The sequence below is a fragment of the Nocardia jejuensis NBRC 103114 genome (genome assembly GCF_001613145.1).
Classification (GTDB): Bacteria; Actinomycetota; Actinomycetes; order Mycobacteriales; family Mycobacteriaceae; genus Nocardia; species Nocardia jejuensis.
In genome coordinates this window covers 41,686-62,642 of the sequence record NZ_BDBU01000039.1, presented here as the reverse complement: position 1 = coordinate 62,642, position 20,957 = coordinate 41,686, and the positions used below count along the sequence as shown (strand labels likewise).

The following is a 20,957-nucleotide window of genomic DNA, read 5'->3' as shown; positions in this document are numbered from 1 at the left end:
AAAGCGACGCCGATGCGAGAGTAGCTGGGCGCAGGATGCGCCGGGCTACTTTCCTCCCAATGCGACGCCGCGTCGTACAGTTCGGACAAACCGGACGGTACGACGAGCGTGGCACCCAGAGTGGTATCGCCAGGTCGTCTACGACAAACCTTGCACCTGAACAGTTTTCACGCACAATTGCGTACGCGATACTGCCGAGTTCGCTATTCGATTGCCGTTCATTCGAGGGTCACCGAACCGGACCGATACGACGGATCGGTGACCCCCGGAGAACAGCTGGCTATCCGCGGGTGAGCTTGCGGTGGGTGACGCGGTGCGGGCGTGCGGCCTCCTGGCCCATCCGCTCGATCTTGTTGGCCTCGTAGGCTTCGAAGTTGCCCTCGAACCAGAACCACTTGGCGTCGTTGTCGTTGTCGCCCTCCCACGCCAGGATGTGGGTGCAGGTGCGGTCCAGGAACCAGCGGTCGTGGGAGATGACCACCGAGCAGCCCGCGAAGTTCTCCAGGGCGTTCTCGAGCGAGCCGAGGGTCTCCACGTCCAGGTCGTTGGTGGGCTCGTCGAGCAGGATCAGGTTGCCACCCTGCTTGAGGGTGAGCGCGAGGTTCAGGCGGTTGCGCTCACCACCCGACAGTACGCCTGCCGGCTTCTGCTGATCCGGACCCTTGAAGCCGAACGCGGAAACATAAGCGCGCGAAGGCATTTCCTGGTTACCGACCTGGATGAAGTCCAGCCCCTCCGATACCACCTGCCACACGTTCTTGGTGGGGTCGATGCCCGAGCGGTTCTGGTCGACGTAGCTCAACTTGACCGTCTCACCGACGCGCACGGTGCCGCTGTCCGGCTGCTCCAGCCCGACGATGGTCTTGAACAGCGTCGACTTACCGACGCCGTTGGGGCCGATGACGCCGACGATGCCGTTGCGCGGCAGGGTGAACGACAGATCCTTGATGAGGATGCGATCGCCGAAGCCCTTGTCCAGGTGCTCGACCTCGACGACCACGCTGCCCAGGCGCGGGCCGGCCGGGATCTGGATCTCCTCGAAGTCCAACTTGCGCATCTTGTCGGCCTCGGCGGCCATCTCCTCGTACCGGCCGAGGCGGGCCTTGTTCTTGGCCTGACGAGCCTTGGCGCCCGAGCGCACCCAGGCGAGCTCGTCCTTGAGGCGCTTCTGCAGCTTCTGGTCCTTCTTGCCCTGGACCTCGAGCCGCTCGGCCTTCTTCTCCAGGTATGTGGAGTAGTTGCCCTCGTACGGGAAGGTGCGGCCGCGGTCGAGCTCGAGGATCCACTCGGCGACATTGTCGAGGAAGTACCGGTCGTGGGTGACGGCCAGGACGGCGCCGGAGTAGTTGGCCAGGTACTGCTCGAGCCACAGCACGGACTCGGCGTCCAGGTGGTTGGTGGGCTCGTCGAGCAGCAGCAGGTCGGGCTTGCTCAGCAGCAGCTTGCACAGCGCGACGCGGCGGCGCTCACCACCGGAGAGGTTGGTGACCGGTTCGTCCGGCGGCGGGCAGCGCAGTGCGTCCATGGCCTGCTCGAGCTGGGAATCGACATCCCAGGCGTCGGCGTGGTCCAGGTACTCCTGCAGCTGGCCCATTTCCTCCATGAGCTCATCGGTGTACTCGACACCCATGAGTTCGGCGACCTCGTTGTAGCGGTCCAGCTTGACCTTGACCTCGCCGAGGCCCTCCTCGACGTTGCCGCGAACCGTCTTTTCCTCGTTCAGTTCCGGTTCCTGCATGAGGATGCCGACGGTCGCGCCGGGCGCGAGCCAGGCATCACCGTTGTTCGGCTGGTCCAGTCCGGCCATGATCTTCAGGACGCTCGACTTACCCGCGCCGTTCGGGCCGACGACACCGATCTTGGCACCGGGAAGGAAGTTCAAGGTGACGTTGTCGAGCACGACCTTGTCGCCATGCGCCTTTCGAACCTTGATCATCTGATAAATGAACTCAGCCATATGGGCAAGCCTAACTGTGTTGAGTTGCCGGTTCTCCGGCAGCGTCGGTATCGGTGATCGGCTCCGGCGCGGGCTCGGAGCGATCTGGTCGGGCGAACTGTTTGCGCTGTACGGAGGCGGTGCAACGGCCCAGGTCGGGGCCGACCGCGATGGCGCGCATCTCGAGGTCGGTGCGCTCGGTACCGTCCCGGCTGGTGTATTCGTTCGACCGCAGCTGCCCGTACGCGAGGATCGGATCCCCGCGCTGCAGCGATGCCTCCACCCCTTCTACCAGCTTCCGCCAGCAAGTCACAGTGAGATACAGCGTGCCACCGTCCACCCAGTCGCCCCGGGCCTGATCGAAGCGGCGCGTATTGCTCGCCATGCGGAAGCTCAGCACATGGTCTCCGTTGGGGAGCCCCCGTCGCACCGGACTCGTGAGCACCCGTCCGACCACCGCCGTATTCGCCTCGTACATCGCCGTCCCCCTTGGTAATCCAGCCCTGTCAGTGCCTTCCAGCCTGACTCGGGCGGCTCGGATGCGACAGACCCCTCCCGGCGAATGTGGATAACTTCGGCAATGTGAACAGCCGATACCTCGAGTCAGAGGGTCGCGAGATCGGTGTTCGCGCCGCACAGCACGACCACCGGCCGCTCCCCCGCGGCGGGCACGTACGCACCGCTCTGGATCGCGGCCAGCGCCGTGGCTCCGGCGGGCTCCACCACTATCCGGAACTCCCGCCACAGATATTCGCGCGCCATCACGATCGCGTCGTCGGTCACCAGGATCGAGCGCACCGCATAGCGCTGGGACACCTCCATGGCGATATCGCCGATCCTGTTCGCGCCCAGCGCATCCGAGGCGACGCTCTGCACCTGCACGTCCACCGGCCGACCGGCCGCCAGCGCCGAATGCAGGGTCGGCGCGCCCTGGGGTTCGACGCCGATGACCCGGCCGCGCAGCCCCAGCGCCACCGCGATTCCGGCCACCAGCCCGCCGCCGCCGACCGCGACCAGCACCGGCGGCCGCCCGCGCACCTGCTCTTCGATCTCCAGCCCGACCACACCCGCACCGGCGACGATGGCGGGCAGGTCGTAGGCGTGCAACTGCATGGCGCCGCGTTCGGTGGCCAGCTCGGTGGCGTACCGGTGCGCCTCGGCGTAAGTCGTTCCCCGCCACAGCACTTCGGCCCCGTGCGACCACATGGCCGCGACCTTGGTGTGCGGCGCCGATTCCGGCACCACCACGGTGCACGACAGGCCGCGCAGCGCGCAGGCCAGCGCCGCGGCGATGCCCGCGTTCCCACCCGAGGCGATCACGACGCCGGTGCCGTCGCCGGGCGCCTGCAGCAGTGCGTTGAGGCAGCCGCGCACCTTGAAGGTGCCGCCGTGCTGCAGATGTTCGAGCTTCAGGGTGACCGGTACCGGTCCGCGCGGACCCAGGATCTCGGTGTGGAACACCGGTGTCTTGCGGATGTGCCCGCGCAGCAGCCGGCGGGCTTGGCGCACGTCGGATCGGTAGAGCCGCTTGTTGTTCCGGGTCGCCATGGCGACGTCACTCACTTGCGTACCTCTCGGTCACGCCGAGCCAACTCGGCGTACATAGCGTTGTACGCGGTCAGTTCCGCGTCGTCGTCCCGGTCCGCGGCGCGGTCGATCCGGGTCTGCAGGCGCTTGTCGCTGCGCGACCACTGGATGAGCAGCGCGAGCATCACCACAACCAGCGGAACTTCACCGCTGGCCCACGCGAGGCTACCGCCGGTGTGCTGGTCCTCGAGCAGATTGCTGTTCCAGCCGAGCCCGAGCGCGCGGTAGAACCAGCCGCCCAGCACCGTGTCCATGCTCATCAACGCGATGCCGAAGAAGGCGTGGAACGGCAGTGAACCGAACACCATGCCCAGCTTGGTGAGCGGCTCCACCTGGCGGGGCTTCGGGTCGATGCCGATGACCACCCAGTAGAACAGGTAGCCGCTGAGCAGGAAGTGCACGTTCATGAGCAGGTGCGCGCCGTGCGATCCGACGAACTGATCGAAGATGCCGCCCAGGTACAGCGCGTAGAAGCCGGAGACGAAGAAGACCGCGGCCACGATCGGCTGAGTCATGAAGCGCGACACCGGGTTGTGCACCGCGGCCAGAATCCATTCGCGCGGGCCGGGCGGCTGGCCCTTGCCGGCCGGAGCGATCGCGCGCAGCGCCAGCAGGATCGGCCCGCCCAGCGCGAAGAGGATCGGCGCGAGCATGGAGAGCATCATGTGCTGACCCATGTGCATGCTGAACACGGCCGGTGCGTAGCGGCCCAGGCCGGAACTGGTCGCGAAGAGCAGGACCGCGCACCCGGCGACCCACGCGATGGTCCGCCCGATCGGCCAGGCGTCTCCGCGCCTGCGCAGGCGCGACACGCCGAGCAGATAGACGACGGCGAGCACGAGGGCGAGGGTGCCGAAGATCAGATCGAAGCGCCAGTCGAACAGCACCCGCGCGACGGTCGGCGGTCCGGCGAGGTTGTAACCGATCTCCACCTCCGCGGGCGTCGGGACCTTGCCGGTCGGCGGCGGCGGGGTCCGGCCGAGGCCGACCGCCAGGCCGATGGTCGCGGCGAAGATCAATACCTCCACGCCCGCGAACCGGATCAGCGCGCCGCGATCCTCCGGATCCTCCGCCAGTGCCGGCAGCGCGCGCCGACGCTGCAGGAAACCGATCACCCCGAGCGCGACCAGCGCGGCGGTCTTGGCCAGCACCAATCGCCCGTACGTGGTCTCGAACAGATCCGACCAGGGCACGCGCACATAGGCATTGATCACACCGCTGATCGCGATCATCACGAAGGAGACGGTCGCCACCTTCGAGAATCGCCGGGCGGCCAGGGCCGTGTACTTCCCGTCACGTAGCGCGTACGCGAGCACCGCGAACAGTCCGCCCACCCAGAAACACGCGGCCAGCAGATGCAGAATCAAACTGTTGGTGGCCAGATCGTGCGCCCCGCCCGAGGACGAGTGGCCGGTGAGCGCCACCGGCAGCAGTGACACCACCGACAGCACCAGCAGCGCCGGCGTCCATCCCCAGCGCAGCGCGATCCGGCATCCGATCGCGAGCACCAGCACGAAGAACACGGTCGTCCGCCAGGACCCCGCCACCTCGACCTGGTCCGCGGCGCGCCAGACCGCTTCGGGTCGCAGCGAATCCTTGAACGGTTGACCCGTCGTATCGGACAGCGTCAGCGGCACCAGCAGCGCGGCGGCCGCCGCCCACACCAGTGCGAAGTTTCCCGCGCGCCGCAGGGCCCGGAATCCGCCCACATCGAGCAGCCCGTCGGCCTGCGGCGGTACGAAGAACGCCGCGAACACCAGCGACCCCACGGTCAGCGCGGCGGCGAGATCGGCGACGGCCCGCGCGGCGGGCAATCCATAGGTCGTCATCGGTCCCGGATCGGGAATCCCGAGCAGACTCAACGCCTGCGATGCCGACAGTCCGACGACCAGCGCCGCCACCACCGCGGCCGTGGCCACCCCGAGCGCCGCCATCGCCGAGAACGTCACTCCCGAACCCGTCCGGTTCGCCTGTACATCCTTTGTTGAGGGCGGGTCCTGCGGTGACGACATACGACCCAGCGTAGTTCTAAGTGGCGATCCGGACTCCCCTGGGGTTTCCGGTCCCGAAGTACGCACAACCGCCCCGCCACGCCGACCCGCCGCCCACCAAGCGCCGATACCCCACCTGGACGCTCGCTATACTCAACCCGCTGGACACCGTGATCGATTTGGGCCATGGTGTTTGGTGGCCGCATCGCCCGCGACGCGACCGATGCCTCCGTAGCTCAGTTGGATAGAGCAAGGGCCTTCTAATCCCTAGGTCGCAGGTTCGATTCCTGCCGGGGGCGCTTCGCCCGAGTGACCTGCACACAGTGCCAGGTTCACTCATACCCGAACCGCATCGTGCTCAAACACCCGAAGGGCGAGCGGCGATCGGGTTCCGAACTGGCGCAGCCGGTTCGGTGCCGCGGAGGGAACACCCCACGCCACCGACGGGGAACTGTCGGTGGCGATTCAACTGCCGGAGCCGCTGGGCAGCAGCCCGGACAGTGAACCGGTATCGAGTCCTTCGGTCACGGTTACAGCCAGGGACTTCGTCGAAGTCCCCTGCGTCGCGACGAATGTGTAGGTGCCCTTGGCAGGTGGACGCCAGTCCCCCTGCAGCGCAGCGGTCCCATAGTTCGGGTAGTCCGTCCGCTCGAGCGAGAGCGGCTTCCCGTTCACGGTGACCGTGACGGGCAGCTCGTAGTCCGCACCGAACATCCGCACCATCACGTGGCACGTACGACCGGCCGTGTCACAGGCGCGAGGAATCTCGACCCCCGGCACACCGACAATGATGTCGTTGATCGACGCCGACGCGGACGGCGCGAACAGGACGGGCACGACCGACACGCCCACCGCCAATCCCTTTGCCGCCCACCCGATACTCGCCTTCGCCACGAACCGCACGTCCCACTCCGTTCCCACCCCGGCCACCGAGGTCGGTGAAGGCTAGCGCCCGGAGAGTGTGAAATTTGAAGCTTTCTGAAAGTAGTCGCGCCCCCACTTTTCGGGGCGTCGGTGACCTGCCTGCCGAACCGACGCCGCCCTCCGCGTGAATCCGTTGCATGCGCGCTCGCTCTCCCCCACCATCGAATCGGGTCTGCATCGCAGCAGCGCCCGGACGTTCGAGGGAAGGATTCGCGCTATGACCGAACCGACGGTGCTGGACCGGTTTCGACTGGACGACAAGGTGGTGGTCGTGACGGGGGCCTCGTCGGGGTTGGGGGTGGCGTTCGCGCGGGCGTGTGCGGAGGCGGGGGCGGATGTGGTGCTGGCGGCGCGGCGGGGGGATCGGTTGAAGGCGACGGCCGCGCAGGTCGAGGAACAGGGGCGGCGGGCGGTGACGGTGGAGGCGGACGTGTCGCGGCCACAGGACGCGCAGCGGATCGCGGATGCGGCGGTGGAGGCGTTCGGCCGGGTGGACGTGCTGATCAACAATGCCGGAATCGCTTCTGCCGTACCGGCTTCGAGGGAGACGCCGGATCAGTTCCGGGAGATCCTCGACGTGAATCTGAACGGCGCGTATTGGATGGCGCAGGCGTGCGGGAAGGTCATGCCGCGCGGAAGTTCGATCCTCAACATCGCCAGTGTGGCGGGTCTGGTCAGCGGAGGGTTGCCGCAGGCGGCGTATTCCGCGAGCAAGGCCGGGCTGATGGGCCTCACCCGGGATCTGGCCGTGCAGTGGACCGGCCGCAAGGGCATTCGCGTGAATGCCCTTGCGCCGGGCTACTTTCCGACCGAGATGGGAGAGCAGTTCCCCGACGGCTACGTGGAGACGAGGATGCCGCTGCTGCCCGCGGGGCGCGCGGGCGACCTCGCCGAGCTCGCCGCCTGCGTGGTGTTCCTGTCCAGTCCGGCGGCGGGCTACATCACCGGCGCGACCCTCGTCGTCGACGGCGGGATGACCATCATCTGAATCCAGCGCGATCTCAGGCCTTGAAATACACCAGCTGGTGCGAGGTGACGAGGGGAACGCCCGCGTCCGACCAGATCTCGGCGGACTGGTCGAAGAAACCGTTGCCGAAATGCTGCGCGCGAGCCCGGCCCAGCACGGGCCGATCCGATTGGGCCGCAAGGGTATCGGGTGTGGCGTGGAAGTAGACGGTGAGCGTGATCGTGCCCGCGGGCACGAAGCGTCCCAGCCGGAGCATGACGCGCGGGAAGAAGACGTCGCTCAGCGCGGTGAGCGATGGGAAATCCAGGGGGCGCGGGGGCTCGTCGCGAACCCACAGGGTGGAGGCCGAGCTGGGTGCGGCGGCCGCACCCAGGTCCACCGCGCCCTCGGCGAACCGCATCTCGTAGTTGCCGACCCAGGAGATCATGTCCGGCAGCGCGGAGACCGCGACGTCCGGCGCGGGCGGGACCTCGGGCATGGCGATCTCGGTATCGGTCCAGGTGCCGCGGCGGATACCGAAGACCGCCGTGGCGGTGGTGGTGACCTCGTCGCCCTGGGTCATGGTGATCGACCAGTGCTGGGTGCTGCGGTTCGTCCGGCTGGGTTGCACGGAGATCACGAAAGCGCCCTCGGCGATCGGACCGGCATAGTTGACCGTGATCGATACCGGATCACCGATGACCCGAGGATCCAGCTGAACCGCCCTGACCAGGGTCGCGGCGGTGATCCCACCGAACGGGCCGACCATGTTCGCGTACGGAGCGGTGGTGCGACCCTCGAACTCACCGTCTCCGAGGGGAGTCAGCTCGATGGCGGTATCGAACGGGTGCGCGGTGATGATCTTGGTCAAGGTTGGTCCTCGGCTACGTTTGCGGACAGGATGCGGGGCACTGTTCGTACAGTGTCTAACCGACTCACCGTAGCAATCACACCGAGGCGGCGGCGGGACGGACCGACGCCTCGTCGCCGTCGGTCTGGGCCTCGCCTCGGCTGGTCGAGCGCGGACGCGGCGCTCAGCTCACCGCCGCTTGCTCGGTGATCTCGTCCACCCGGCTGGGATAGAACGCGAGATGATTCGCGATCTCCGCGACCGCCGGATACGGCGACTCGTACGACCAGATCGCATCGGCACGGCGATCACCGTCCACCACGATGGAGTAGTAGCTCGCATCACCCTTGTAGGGACAGTAAGTGGACGTCTCGGTGCGCTCGAGTAGCTGCTGATCGACATCCGCGAGCGGAATGTAGTGCACCGGTGGATAACTGGCCTCACGTACCGTCTGCGCACGCCGGGTGTCGGCGACCACGCGTCCGTTCACCCGGACGGTGATCCGGCTCGGGTTGGGTTCGACGGTGATGGGGTGATCGGCACCGGGCTGAAGAACCGGACGAGCGTTCATGGGCTTCTCCTGGTCGAAGGTCGCGCCGTGGCGCACACCCGTCGTACAACCTCGCGTGCACGGCGTTCGATTCCTCGATCGCCATCACGGCGCATCCACGTCCAGTATCTCGGCGCGTCACCGGACACGACCTCCCATACGACTCTGCGCCACGTGACCCTGAATTGCCCTGCTCCACGGTTCCCGCTCGGCCGGTCGTTGCCGCGGCGGCCGACCGGCGGGCCGCACCACTACCTGCCGGCGAATCAGCTCACCACATGCGGTTCGGGTTCCTCCGCGACGCGGTCCGCCTGCCCGGCCCGCACGACCGCGACGCGGGGAACGATCGCCATGGCGAGCAGGCCGAGCAGCGCGACCGCGGCGAAGAAGTAGAAACCCCACGGATCCGCGGAACCCACGATGAGCAGCCAGCCGATGATGGTCGGTCCGAGGATCGACCCGAACCGGCCGACGGAGGCGGCGAAACCCATCGCCGTGGCCCGCAACTCGGCCGGGTAGGCGTGCGCGATGTGGGCGTAGATGAGGATCTGCGCCGAGAACACGAACACGCCGGTCACGAACACCAGCACATCGAGCAGCAGGCTGTTGGACACCTTGACGCTCAGCAGGGCCAGCAGTATCGCCGCCGCGCCGAACCACACCAGGACCGTCTGTTTGGTGCCGCGCCGGTCCGCGAGGAAGCCGCCGATCAGCAGACCGAGAACGGCTCCGGTATTCAGCACCAGCAGCAGCGTCAGCGAGGTCGACATGCTGTACCCGGCGGTGCGCATCAGTTTGGGCAGCCAGGTGTTGAGGCCGTAGACCAGCAGCAGGCCCATGAACGACCCCGCCCACACGCCCAGTGTCACCCGTAGATACGGGCGGCGCAGCAGCACGGTGGGCCCGACCGGATCCGTTCCTGTGCCGGTGATCCGTTCGGACTCAGGCAGTTTCGCCCACAGCAGCGGCAGCAGCACCAGCCCGGCCACACCACCCACGTAGAACAGCGGCTGCCAGTGCGGCACCAGCCGCAGCGCGAGCAGGGAGGTGATCACCGCGCCCACGTGATACCCGGTCATGGTGACGGTGCCCGCGAGCGCCCGGCGGGTGGCGGGAACCTGCTCGGCCATGACGGTCAACGCGACCGGAACGCATGCGCCCAAACCGATTCCGGCCACCGCCCGCAACGCGCTGAACACCGCGACCGATCCGGCGAGCGGAACCACGAGGGTGAAGATCGAGAACAGGGCGATGGATCCCACCAGGACCTCGCGACGCCCATAGCGATCCGCGAGCGGCCCCGACGCCGCGGCGCCGACGACCACGCCGATCAGGAAGATCGTCACCGCCAGGGTCGCGCGGGCCACGGTGAAACCGAGGTGATGCTGTTCGGTGAGAGTCGGGATGACCGCGCCGAAGACGACGGCGTCGTAACCGTCGAGCAGGACGGCGAGCCAGCACAGTGCGGCCGGCCACGAAAGCGATTTCTGCATTGTCGATGTCGTTCCTGGTCCGAAGGCCGTGGCGTTCGGAATGCCGGACCGGACAAGCCGAAGCCGCTCAGGAACACAGTCTTCGGGCTTCGCCGCGATCGAAACAGGCGCGTTCGGGGACGCCGGGCGGGTGCCCCGAGGTCCCGCCGCGGGGGTACCCGATCGGGTACCCCCGGGGAGCCGCCCGCTCCGGCGCACCATGGCGGTGCCCGAATACGGCTGTTCCGAATCCGTTGTCGCTCACAGACTTTTCCCACGAGGTCGCCGACTCCGGCGGCCCGGCCGAAGGGAGATCAGCGTGGCGAGCGCGGACGAAGCCTGGTGGACGGGAGCGGGCGGATATGTGGCGGAACTGCTGTCGGTGCTGGCGCGCGAACCGGAGCGAGAGGTGCTGCGCTACCGCGGATCCGCGGTCAGCGGCGGCGAGTACCTGCGCTCGGTCACCGGCATCTATCGAGCGCTGAGCGCGGCGGGAGTACGCCACGGCGCGGTGGTCGCGGTGCTGACAGCGTCGAACAGTCCGGAGATCCTCGGGGCGCGGCACGCGGCGCATCTGCTCGGCGCGGCGGTCGGGCACGTGCGCTCGACGAATCCCGGTACCAGCGCGGCGATGCTGCCGATCGAGGATCAACTCGCGATACTGCGCACCACGGGCGCCTCGGTGCTGTACTCCGACCGGGACAGCTCCGAGCGGGCGCGTGAGCTCGCGAGACTGGCTCGAATCCCTTTGGTGGCAACGCCGAACGGCGAGGACGCCACCGCCGAGATCGAGCAGGTGAGCGCACCGTGGCCGTTCGCGCCGGAGGATCTCGCGGTCGTCGCCTTCACCAGCGGCAGTACCGGAAAACCCAAGGGCATCAAGAAGTCTCGCCGCGCCTGGGATGGTCTGGTGTACGGCACGATCGCGCTCGGACGCGAGGCGGAGTCGATCACCGCGCTGGTGGCCACACCGCTGAATCAGACCGTGGGCCCGATGGCCGACGCGGCACTGATCCAGGGCGGCAGGCTGATCCTGCTCGAGGAGTTCGGCGCCCACAGCTGGGTCCGCGCGGCGGCCGAGCACGCGGCGACCCGCACCTTCACCGCGACCACCCACCTCTACCGCATTCTCGATCACCTCGGCGAACTCGGTGCACCCGATGCCGCCGGGGCGGGCCTCGGCAGCCTGCGCCGCCTGGTGTACGCCGGATCCTCCGCGGCTCCCGCCCGGCTGGCCACGGCGGTGAAAACGTTCGGCCCCATCCTGTTCCAGGAGTACGGCACCTCCGAGAGCGCGAGGATCAGCTACCTGTTCCCGGCCGAGCACGCGGACCCGCGCCTGTGCGCCACGGTCGGCCGGCCCTTCCCCGAGGTCGAGATCGCCGTCGCCGATCTCGACTCCGGCGGGCCGCTGCGCGACGGGCAGGTCGGCGAAATCCGGGTGCGCTCACCGCATGTGATGGACGGCTATCTCGATGACGTGCTGACCGCGCGAGTCCTGCGCGAGGGCTGGTATCACACCGGGGATATCGGCTATCGGGACGAGCGCGGATATCTGCACCTGCTGGATCGGGTCGCCGATGTGGTCAAGATCGACGGAGTCAAGGTGTATCCCACGGTCGTCGAGCGCGAGACGCTGACCCTCGAGGGCATCACCCAGGCCGTCGCCTACGGCGTACGCGACCACGACGGCGTCGAGCATCTGTTCGCCGCCATCACCGTCCGGCCCGGCGCGACGGTGGATCCGGACCGCGTCCGGGCGCACCTGAGCGTCACCCTCTCCCCCGCGCACGCACCCGAGCGCGTGCAGGTGCTGGACGAGGTCCCGGTGAACGCCGCCGGGAAACCCGACAAACCACGGCTGCGCGTGCAAAGCGCCGCCACTCTCTGACAACCGATTTCGCCCCCGCAGCATCGAGAGGACACCTCATGTCGACTCATCTGGACTACTTCACCCACCAGATCACGCAAGAGCAGCGCCGCACCCGTGAGTTCCTCGAAATCGGCAGGCGCGCGGGGCTTTTCCCCAGCGCCATCGCCCGTACGGCGGGCGAGGACACCGAGGTCAGTGTGTGGTGCAGCAATGACTATCTGGGCATGGGCCAGCATCCCCTGGTGCTGGCCGCCGTCCACGACGCGGTCGCGAAATTCGGTGCGGGGTCCGGTGGTTCGCGCAATATCGGCGGCACCAACCATCGCCATGTGGAACTCGAGCGAGAGTTGGCCGACTGGCACGGCAAGGACGCGGCGCTGCTGTTCACCTCCGGCTACACCGCCAATGACGGTGCGCTGACGGTGATCGCGGGAACACCGGAGAACACAGTGGTCTTCTCCGACGAGCTGAACCATGCTTCGATCATCGACGGTCTGCGCCGCAGCGGTGCGACCAAGCGCATCTTCCGGCACAACGATGTCGCGCACCTGACCCAGCTGCTGGCCGAGACCGATCCCGCACTGCCGAAGCTGATCGTCGCCGAATCGGTGTACTCCATGTCCGGTGATGTCGCGCCGCTGGCAGAAATCGCAGAGGTGGCCGAACGATTCGGCGCGACCACCTTCATCGACGAGGTGCACGCGATCGGCATGTACGGTCCGCAGGGCGCGGGCATCGCGGCCCGGGAGGGCATCGCCGACCGATTCGACGTCATCATGGGCACCTTGGCCAAGGGCCTCGGCACCGCCGGAGGCTATATCGCCGGTCCCGCGGATCTGATCGACTACGTCCGGACCGCCTCGCGCGCCTTCGTTTTCACCACGTCGCTGCCCCCGGCGACGGCGGCGGGCGCGCTGGCGGCGGTGCGGCATCTGCGCACCTCCGAGGTGGAAAGAAGCCGACTGGCCGAGAACGCGCGACTGCTGCACCGACTCCTCGACGAGGCGGACATCCCGTTCAAATCACCTGACTCGCACATCGTTTCGGCCCTGGTGGGCGATGACACCCTGTGCAAGCAGGCTTCCGCCCTGCTGCTGCAGCGACACCGCGTCTACGTGCAGGCCATCAACGCCCCCAGCGTCCGTGAGGGCGAGGAACTGCTGCGCATCGCGCCCTCGGCCACCCACACCGTCGCCGATGTGCAGAAATTCGCGGAGGCGCTGGCGGGGATCTGGCGCGATCTGGGGATCCGCACCGCGTCGGATCGAAGGGGATCGGTCTCGGCGGCAAAGGAATTGGTGTGACCCGTCCACTGGCCGCCGTGCTCGCCGATACGGCGGCGCGGCGGCCCGATCACCCGGCGCTGATCTTCGAGTCGGTCTCGGTCACCTACCGGCAGTTGTGGGAGCAGGCGCGCGGGTTCGCGGCGGTGCTGCACACGCACGGCATCGAGCCGGGTCATCGGGTCGCCCTGCTGGTGCCCAACATCCCGCAGTTCCCGGCTGCCTACTACGGCGCGCTCGCGCTGGGCGCGACCGTCGTCCCGATGAACACACAGCTGCGCGCGGCCGAGATCGAGTTCGTGCTGCGCGACAGCGGTGCGCGCGCGATCGTGTGCGCGGCGGCAACTCTGGACGAGGGTTCGGTGGCAGCGGCCGCGGCCGGAGTTCCTCTCTTCACGGTCGGGCCGGGTGAGGTGCGGAGTCGCGCCCACGACCCGGCCGCGGACGATGTCGATGCCGACGCCGACGCCCGCGACCGGGTCGGGACCCCGCTCGACCCACCGAATCCCCCGCTCCCCGTCGCCGGGTATTTCGGCAGTGCACCGGACGATATCGCCGCGATCCTGTACACCTCCGGCACCACCGGCCGCCCCAAGGGGGCGATGCTCACCCATCGCAACATCGTCACCAACATCGAGGTGACAGCGTTGTCCCCCTTCGACATTCGCCCCGATGACGTTCTTTTCGGATGCCTGCCCCTCGCGCACACCTTCGGCCAGACCTGTGTCATGGGCGCGGGTTTCCACATCGGTGCGACGGTGGTGCTGACCGCACGGTTCACCGCCGCCGACGCGCTGGCGACGATGACCGAGCAGGGCTGCACGGTGTTCATGGGTGTGCCCACGATGTATCACGCCCTCCTCGAGGCGGTGTCGAACGGTGCGCCCGCACCCCGGCTGCGGCGCGCCTACAGCGGCGGCTCCGCCCTGGCGGTCCCGACGTTGCAGGCGGTCCGCCTGACCTTCGGCTGCGAGGTGTTCGAGGGCTACGGCCTGACCGAGACCTCGCCGTGTGTGGCCTACAACCAACCCGGAATCCCGTGCCGCCCAGGAACTGTGGGGCGTCCGATCGCCGGTGTCGAGGTGCGGATCGCCCGCGCCGACGTCGAGGACAGGATCGAACCGCTCCCCGCCGGCGAGGTCGGCGAGGTGGTCGTGCGCGGACACAATGTGATGACCGGCTATCTCGGTCTCCCCGACGCCACCGCCGAGGTCCTCGTCGACGGCTGGTTCCGCTCGGGAGATCTGGGTGTGCTGGATCCGGCCGACGGCTATCTGCGCCTGGTGGACCGCAAGAAGGACATCGTGCTGCGCGGTGGCTACAACGTCTATCCGCGCGAGGTGGAGGACGCGCTGCTGCGGCATCCGGCGATCGAACAGGTCGCCGTGGTGGGCGTGCCGGATGCCAGGCACGGCGAAGAGGTGTGCGCGGTGGTGATTCTGCGGCAGGGATACCCGAAAGACGAAACCCTGTCCGCGGATATCACCGCGTGGAGCCGAGATCGACTGGCGCGCTACAAGTATCCCCGCCGCGTCGAGTTCGTCGCGGAATTCCCGCTCGGCCCCAGCGGCAAGGTCCTCAAGCGGGAACTGGTCCGCGAACTCGGTACACGGCGCACCGGCTGAGTCCGCGACAGCGCTGTCCGACAGCAGCGCTCGATCAGCTCTTGCCGTCCAGCACCTCGCGCAGCCTCGTCGCGAACGCCTCGGGCTGACCCGCGTACCCACCCTCGCCACCGACGAATCCACCGTGGTGACTGGGGAATACGGTCGCCTCCTGACCGAGCAGCTCGGCGGTGGCCTCCGTGGCGCGCGCGGTCACGGTTCCCTTGGACTCCTCGCCCACCGCGATCACGATCCTGGTCGGTGCGGCGTTCAGCGCGGCGACGTCGGGCCGGTAGTCGATGATGGCCTGCGAGCGCTCCGACAGCAGCGCATCGTCGCGGGAGCCGTCGTCCTCGGTCGGCATCCCGAACATCGCCGGATCCGGTGCGGGCTGGGCGAAGTAGTCCTCGGTGAACTCACCCTGCCAGGAGGTCATCGCGATGAACGCCGCCATACCGGCATTGGAGCCCTTGGCGTCGTAGGCGGCCCGGTATCCCGCCTGTGCGCGCAGGGCCGCGGATGCGTCGGGGAGCACGTGGAACAGCGGCGGCTCGTGCGCGACCAGGGTGGTGACGTCACCGGGGTAGGCCGCGACGAAGGCGAGGGAGGTGACCGCGCCGCCACTGCTGGCGAACATCTCGACCGGACCGGCGCCGAGTGCCTCGACCAGGTCGTGCAGATCCCGGGCCTGGGTCTGCGGGGTGTTGTCGACCCGGCCGTCCTTGCGGGTGCTGCGGCCGAGCCCGCGCGGGTCGTAGGTGACGACGGTGCGATCCGGGAAGTAGGACGCCAGGGTCGCGAAACCCTCGGCGGTCATGGGCTGCCCGATCATGAGCAGCGGCGGGCGGCCGTCCGCGGTGGGCAGCGGTCCGAGCACGTCGTAGGCGAGATCGGCTTCGGCGGTTACGAGCGTATGTGTCGTCATGGTGGTTAGGACGCCTCTCGTCACTGAAACTCATCGGACCCTACGCGCGTGATCGCGCCGAGCGTTCGTTTCCCACTCGGGTCCGGATGAATTCTCGTGCCCGCCGCCCGGCCCGCCCAAAGCACCTTCTTGCCGGTACCGCCGCACGGGCGGGTGCCGTCCGCCGAACGAGCGACGGCCGGCACCCGCACCTCTTCCTCACCCCAGCGCGCGCACCTCCCGGCGGGAGAGCTTGCCGCCGTACACGTACGGCAGTTCGGTCACGAAGCGCACGCCGTGCGGCACCTTGTGTTCCTCGAGCTGCTCGGCGACGGCCTTGATGACCAGGTCCGCCAATTCCACATCCGAGATCGGCGCGGGTTCGCGCACCACGTACGCCCACACCCGGCGCTCCCCGTCCGGGGCCGCGACGGTGGCGACGGCGGCCTCGCGGATGGCCGGATTCTCCAGGATCACCGATTCCACCTCGGCGGGGAAGACATCGAGCCCGCGGACCGTCTCGACATCGTCCAGACGGCCGAACAGTTGGACGTAGCCGTCCTCGTCCAGCACCGCGACATCGCCGGTGCCGTACCACTCCTCGACGAGCCGGATCACCGGATCGGCGGGCTCGCGATTGCCCAGGGAGATGGTGGGGCCCTTGATCTCGATCGCGCCGATCCGGCCCGGTTCGAGCACCGCTCCGGTGGTCCGGTCCACGACCCGGACCTGATACGGCGCGATGACTTGTCCGACCTTCTGCGGCCGATAGTTCGCGCCGCCGTTCACGGTCACCGCGTGGCCGATCTCAGTGGTGCCGAAGATCCCGGTCAGACCGGCGCCAACGACCTCGATGAGCTGTTTCTCCAGCGTCGCGTTCAGCACTTCGCCCGCGGTGACCAGCAGTCGCAGCCGGCCGAGCGCGCCCGCGTTCTCCTCGCGCAGCAGCTCACCGAAATAGGTTGGTATCGAATAGAAGACACTGACCGAGTAGCGGTCGATCAGATCCAGCGCGAGTTGGTGGTCGAGCCGATCGTAGGTGTCCTTGAGTACCACGGACCCGCCGCGCAGCAGTGGAAAGAAGATCGTGTTGCCCAGTCCGTAGGCCAGATGCAGTGACGACGCGCTGAGCGTGACGTCCTCGGCGGTGATGCCGATGGCGGCACCGGCCACCTCGTCGAACACGAAGATGTCGCCGTGCGTATGGGTGGCCAGTTTCGCCGGACCTGTACTACCGGAGGTGAATACCGCGAACGAGGGAGCGTCCGCGTCGACCTGCTCGATGCCGGTGTCATCGGACGCCTCGGCGCGCAACTCCTCCGGCGACAGGGCCGCCGTGCCCGCGGGCACCTCGAACTCGCGCCGGCGCACCACCAGCGCCGGGCGGATGCGCTGCACGGTGGTGCTCGCCTCGGCCGCGGTCAGAATGCCGCTGAACGGCACCGCCACCGCACCGACGCGCAGCGCCGCCAGGAACAGCACGATCTGTTCGACGTCCTCCGGCAGTACCAGGGCGATGCGGTCACCGGGGCCGATCCCCCGGCGGCGCAGAGCTCCGGAGACCTCCGCTGTCCGGCGGAAAAGCTCACGGTAGGAATGGGTTTCACCGCCGGACTGGTACGCGGGCCGATCCAGCCATCCGCCGGTGGCCGCTCTGGCCTCGATCTCGGCCACGAAATTGCGCTGACTACTCACAGCATTACCTTTCGAACTGTTCACACATGTTCCGGCGCGAGGGCCGGGGAACTAGATTTGGTTCGCGGGAACCAGGCCCTCGATTTCGACGAGCAGATCCTCGCGGCAGACATCGACATTGAGATACCGCACCTCCGCGTCCGGGCCGACGGCTTCGGACACGATCTCGCGGACCGTGTCCAGGTGTTCCTCGTGCTTCACGTACACCTTGAGCCCGTGCAGGTCGGTCAACTTGTGACCGCCCGAAAGTCCTTGGCCCGCTATGTTTTCCGCGCTGATCAGGTGCTCGATGTTCTCGAGCACCGTCTGCGTCTGCCGGACGATGTCGTCGCGGTGCACCGTCTCGTGCCCGAGGATGCTGGCGGTGCCGGAGACGAACAGGGGCTGCGATCCGGGACGCTGTGGATCCTGAAGAATGGTGGCGCGTGCGAAGTTCGGCGATTTGGGGCCGTATTCGCGGGGGTACTCGTAGGCGGGCAGCTGTCGCGAGTTCTCGACATGCTGCGGTCGCAGGGTCCGCGAGGCGAGCACCGCGATCGCGATACCGCGCGAACGGGTCCCGATTCCGGTGGCCGCGGGAATCTTGCCCAGTCCGTCCTGATAGTTCTTGAACGCCTCCGACCGGCCTACCACGAAGTCACGGTAGATCTCCTCCCCCGCCGCGTTCGGATCGACGATGCCGCCGATGAAGTTCCAGACCCGGAAAAGGTTGGGGAAGTCCAGGTTCGAGGTCAGTTTGAAGATCGAGCGGTAGGCCGCGAGCGCCGCGTCCGCGTACCCGTCCTGTTCGGGAATGACGGTGGCGGCGAACAGGTATTCGGCGGTGTGGGCGTAGGTGATCTCGTCGATCTGCCCGGTGACGATGGGCTCGTCGACCGTCCAGATCTCGGTGAACTCGTCGAATCCGTTCGAGGACATCGGGATTCGGAGCAGAGGGTGTCCGGCTTCGGTCAGTTCGAGTGAGGACTTCAGGCCGAATTCGATCTCCGCGAGCCGAACGCCGTCGTTCGAGCCGGAGATGCCGGAGTCATGGAAGGCGGACCGCAGCCCGATGGTGGGTGTCATGGTGACTCTCCGTTGTCGCACATCATTTCCGGATCAGCCCGATCTCCAGTGCACGCACCACGGCGAGCGTGCGGTTCGGGCTGTTGAGCTTCGCCAGCACATTCCCCATCAGGCGTTTCACGCCGTTCTCGGAAATGCCCAGGGCCCGAGCGGCCAGCTTGTTGCTCAGGCCCTCGGCGACGAGTTGCAGTACTTGAAGTTCTCGGCCGGTGAGCGCGACGCTGGGCGGGGTGTCTCCCGGAACCAGCAGTCGCCGAGCCAGACTGGCCGAGACGTGAAAGCGGTCGGAGCGAATGTCCTCGACCGCGTCGCGCACGGTGCGCAGGTGCAGCGCCGACCGGTCCAGGAATCCGTGCGCGTGCGCCGCCCAGGCCTGCTCGACCCGTTCCTCCGGTCCGAGCAGGACCATGAGCCGGACGCCGAGACCGCGCAGCCGCGTCATCGTCGCGGCCTGGGTCTCGCCGAGTTCGATGGTCGAGGTGAGCAGCAGGTCGATCGGAAGCGTCGCGGCGGCGGCCGACGCCTCCTCGACGGTGGTGTAACTGTATGTGGCCGAGACGATGTCGAGTGAGCGCAGCATGCCCTCGAGGCCGTATCGATGGATGTCGTTGCGCACCGCCAGGGCGATGCCGGCACCGTTGCCGGTCTCCGGAATCGGAAGGGCCGTAGTCGAGCGGGTCATGGCTCTCCGTAGTTGAGCTGAGGGCGGCAGGCTCGTCCGAATCCGACTCGGTCACACGGGCTTTCGGTAGCGGTGGCCTCTTCTACGAGGCCACCGCGGCGATCTGCGGGTGTATACCGAGTCGGTCAGGACGGGGTAGCCGCCGTGGTTTTCTCGGGATCGACGGACACGGGGGGTGCGGCCGCCGGAGGTTGCGGAGCGGCCGCGGGCGTCGCCTTGACCAGCCACAGACCGGTGAAGACGGCGCTGAGCAGGGTGACCGCACCGGCGGCCACGAAGGCGGCGTTGAGACCGGACTCGAAGGAGCCACCGCCCGATTCCCGGCCCCGGACGATCGCACCGAGCACCGCGACACCGAGCACCGCACCGACCTGACGGGTGGTGCTGCTGATCCCCGAGGCCAGGCCGCCCTCCTGCGGGCTGACCGACTGGATGGCGGCTCCCGTCAGCGGGGACATGGTCAGGCCGAATCCGACGCCGACGATCGCCAGCCGCCACCAGACATTGCCGTAACCGGTGTCGGCGTGCACGAATCCGAGGACCAGCAGTCCGAGCCCGGCCAGTGCCAGGCCCACGGTCACCACGATCCGGAAGCCGTACTTGGCGGCCAACCGGCCCGCGTACGGACTCACCACGACCATGGCCAGTGAAGCCGGCAGGGTCTGCAATCCGGCCCGCAGCACCGAGCTGCCCTGCACGTAGACGAAGAACTGGGAGAAGAAGAAGGCCGAGCCCATCAGCGCGAAACCCACCACGATCATGGCCGAGTTCGCGACCGTGAACAGCCGCAGCTTGAACAGTCGCAACGGCAGCATCGGGGCCGCATTGCGGTTCTCGACCACCACGAACCCGGCCAGGATCACCACCGCGGCGGCGAAGCTCCCCAGGATCAGCGGCGAGGTCCAGCCCCGCGCACCACCTTCGATGAGGCCGAAGGTCAGCGCGCCCACGCCGAGTACCGACAGCACGGTTCCGGGAATGTCGATGGCGGGCGCGGCCGGATTACGGGATTCGGCCAGCACGCGCAGCCCCGCCACCAGCAGCACCGCGCCGATGGGAACGTTGACCAGGAAGATGGCGGGCCAGCTGAACGCGTCCACCAGGATGCCACCGGCCAGCGGACCGGCCGCGAGGCCGATCCCGCTGAATCCGGCCCACAGCCCGATCGCCTTGACCCGCTCCTGCGGAACGGCGTACGCCGAGGCGAGCAGGGCCAGCGAGGCCGGGCTCAGGGCCGCGGCGCCGATACCCTGCAGCACCCGGCCCGCGATGAGCCAGCCGACGCTGGGCGCGACACTGCACAGCACCGAGGCCAGCGTGAAGACCACGACACCGGCCAGGAACACCCGCTTGCGGCCGAACCGGTCGGCGAACACGCCACCGGTCAGCAGCAGCATGGCCACCAGCAGGACGTAGGCGTCGACGATCCACTGCAGGCCGGTCAACTCGGTGTGCAGGCGCTGTTGCATATCGGGCAGCGCGGCCCCGACGATCGTGCTGTCCAGCAGCACCATGAACTGACCCAGGCAGGTCACCGTGAGCAACGCGACCCGGTTCGATCGAATGTCTACGGACACAAGCGATCCCTCCTTCGA

17 protein-coding genes and 1 tRNA gene are annotated in these 20,957 nt (G+C 67.9%); 5 read left to right on the top strand and 13 right to left on the bottom strand.

Annotated elements, in window-relative coordinates; genetic code table 11:
* Positions 1-280: 280 nt before the first annotated feature.
* The 4 genes from ettA to NJ1_RS27990 all read right to left on the bottom strand — a co-directional run bounded on the left by ettA (position 281) and on the right by NJ1_RS27990 (position 5,457).
* Entirely contained in the window at positions 281-1,957 is a 1,677-nt protein-coding gene (ettA, locus tag NJ1_RS28005; RefSeq protein WP_067699758.1) for an energy-dependent translational throttle protein EttA, read from the bottom strand.
* A gap of 10 nt (positions 1,958-1,967) precedes the next feature.
* Positions 1,968-2,336 carry a single-stranded DNA-binding protein gene (locus NJ1_RS28000; protein WP_245717611.1) on the bottom strand — a complete coding sequence of 123 codons (369 nt, stop codon included), beginning with the start codon at positions 2,334-2,336 and terminating at the stop codon, positions 1,968-1,970.
* A gap of 203 nt (positions 2,337-2,539) precedes the next feature.
* A complete protein-coding gene (locus NJ1_RS27995; RefSeq protein WP_067699833.1) occupies positions 2,540-3,484 on the bottom strand; it encodes a threonine/serine dehydratase in 945 nt (314 codons plus the stop codon).
* 11 nt (positions 3,485-3,495) lie between these two features.
* The gene (locus tag NJ1_RS27990; RefSeq protein WP_422615789.1) at positions 3,496-5,457 is read right to left on the bottom strand and encodes a bifunctional copper resistance protein CopD/cytochrome c oxidase assembly protein; all 1,962 of its coding nucleotides are present in this window, start codon (positions 5,455-5,457) and stop codon (positions 3,496-3,498) included.
* A gap of 282 nt (positions 5,458-5,739) precedes the next feature.
* Here NJ1_RS27990 and NJ1_RS27985 point away from each other — a divergent pair.
* Positions 5,740-5,813, top strand: a tRNA-Arg gene (locus NJ1_RS27985).
* Between the two features lie 166 nt (positions 5,814-5,979).
* Here NJ1_RS27985 and NJ1_RS27980 read toward each other — a convergent pair.
* Positions 5,980-6,366, bottom strand: a complete 387-nt coding sequence (locus tag NJ1_RS27980; protein ID WP_157574262.1) for a hypothetical protein — start codon at positions 6,364-6,366, stop codon at positions 5,980-5,982.
* Between the two features lie 289 nt (positions 6,367-6,655).
* Here NJ1_RS27980 and NJ1_RS27975 point away from each other — a divergent pair, with 289 nt between their 5' ends.
* Positions 6,656-7,426, top strand: coding sequence for an SDR family NAD(P)-dependent oxidoreductase (locus NJ1_RS27975; RefSeq protein WP_067699752.1), 771 nt, complete (start codon positions 6,656-6,658; stop codon positions 7,424-7,426).
* A gap of 13 nt (positions 7,427-7,439) precedes the next feature.
* On the opposite strand, the gene NJ1_RS27970 is transcribed toward NJ1_RS27975, so the two are convergent.
* From NJ1_RS27970 to NJ1_RS27960, 3 genes are all read right to left on the bottom strand, one after another.
* Complete coding sequence (locus tag NJ1_RS27970; protein WP_067699750.1) at positions 7,440-8,255, bottom strand: acyl-CoA thioesterase; 816 nt, start codon at positions 8,253-8,255, stop codon at positions 7,440-7,442.
* Between the two features lie 163 nt (positions 8,256-8,418).
* Positions 8,419-8,805: a DUF427 domain-containing protein gene (locus NJ1_RS27965; RefSeq protein WP_067699831.1), complete on the bottom strand. Its 387-nt coding sequence runs from the start codon at positions 8,803-8,805 to the stop codon at positions 8,419-8,421.
* A gap of 245 nt (positions 8,806-9,050) precedes the next feature.
* Complete coding sequence (locus tag NJ1_RS27960; protein ID WP_067699748.1) at positions 9,051-10,277, bottom strand: MFS transporter; 1,227 nt, start codon at positions 10,275-10,277, stop codon at positions 9,051-9,053.
* Between the two features lie 298 nt (positions 10,278-10,575).
* Here NJ1_RS27960 and NJ1_RS27955 point away from each other — a divergent pair, with 298 nt between their 5' ends.
* Genes NJ1_RS27955 through NJ1_RS27945 form a run of 3 tightly spaced genes read left to right on the top strand, consistent with a single transcriptional unit; the run spans position 10,576 to position 15,037 of the window.
* Positions 10,576-12,147: a class I adenylate-forming enzyme family protein gene (locus NJ1_RS27955; protein ID WP_067699747.1), complete on the top strand. Its 1,572-nt coding sequence runs from the start codon at positions 10,576-10,578 to the stop codon at positions 12,145-12,147.
* 38 nt (positions 12,148-12,185) lie between these two features.
* On the top strand, positions 12,186-13,433 hold the full coding sequence (hemA, locus tag NJ1_RS27950) for a 5-aminolevulinate synthase (RefSeq protein WP_067699745.1): 1,248 nt from the start codon (positions 12,186-12,188) through the stop codon (positions 13,431-13,433).
* Positions 13,430-15,037 carry a long-chain-fatty-acid--CoA ligase gene (locus NJ1_RS27945; protein WP_067699743.1) on the top strand — a complete coding sequence of 536 codons (1,608 nt, stop codon included), beginning with the start codon at positions 13,430-13,432 and terminating at the stop codon, positions 15,035-15,037. Before hemA ends, NJ1_RS27945 begins: the two co-directional genes overlap by 4 nt.
* A 34-nt stretch (positions 15,038-15,071) precedes the next feature.
* Here the strand turns inward: NJ1_RS27945 and NJ1_RS27940 are convergent, their stop codons facing one another.
* From NJ1_RS27940 to NJ1_RS27920, 5 genes are all read right to left on the bottom strand, one after another.
* On the bottom strand, positions 15,072-15,941 hold the full coding sequence (locus tag NJ1_RS27940; protein WP_067699741.1) for an alpha/beta fold hydrolase: 870 nt from the start codon (positions 15,939-15,941) through the stop codon (positions 15,072-15,074).
* Positions 15,942-16,139: 198 nt separating this feature from the next.
* Positions 16,140-17,615, bottom strand: coding sequence for a class I adenylate-forming enzyme family protein (locus tag NJ1_RS27935; RefSeq protein WP_067699740.1), 1,476 nt, complete (start codon positions 17,613-17,615; stop codon positions 16,140-16,142).
* A gap of 51 nt (positions 17,616-17,666) precedes the next feature.
* Positions 17,667-18,680: an FkbO/Hyg5 family chorismatase gene (locus tag NJ1_RS27930; RefSeq protein ID WP_067699739.1), complete on the bottom strand. Its 1,014-nt coding sequence runs from the start codon at positions 18,678-18,680 to the stop codon at positions 17,667-17,669.
* A 22-nt stretch (positions 18,681-18,702) separates the two neighbouring features.
* Positions 18,703-19,362, bottom strand: a complete 660-nt coding sequence (locus tag NJ1_RS27925; protein ID WP_067699738.1) for a helix-turn-helix transcriptional regulator — start codon at positions 19,360-19,362, stop codon at positions 18,703-18,705.
* A 125-nt stretch (positions 19,363-19,487) separates the two neighbouring features.
* Positions 19,488-20,939 (bottom strand): DHA2 family efflux MFS transporter permease subunit, encoded by a 1,452-nt coding sequence (locus NJ1_RS27920; protein ID WP_218025271.1) that lies wholly within the window; start codon positions 20,937-20,939, stop codon positions 19,488-19,490.
* Between the last annotated feature and the right edge of the window lie 18 nt (positions 20,940-20,957).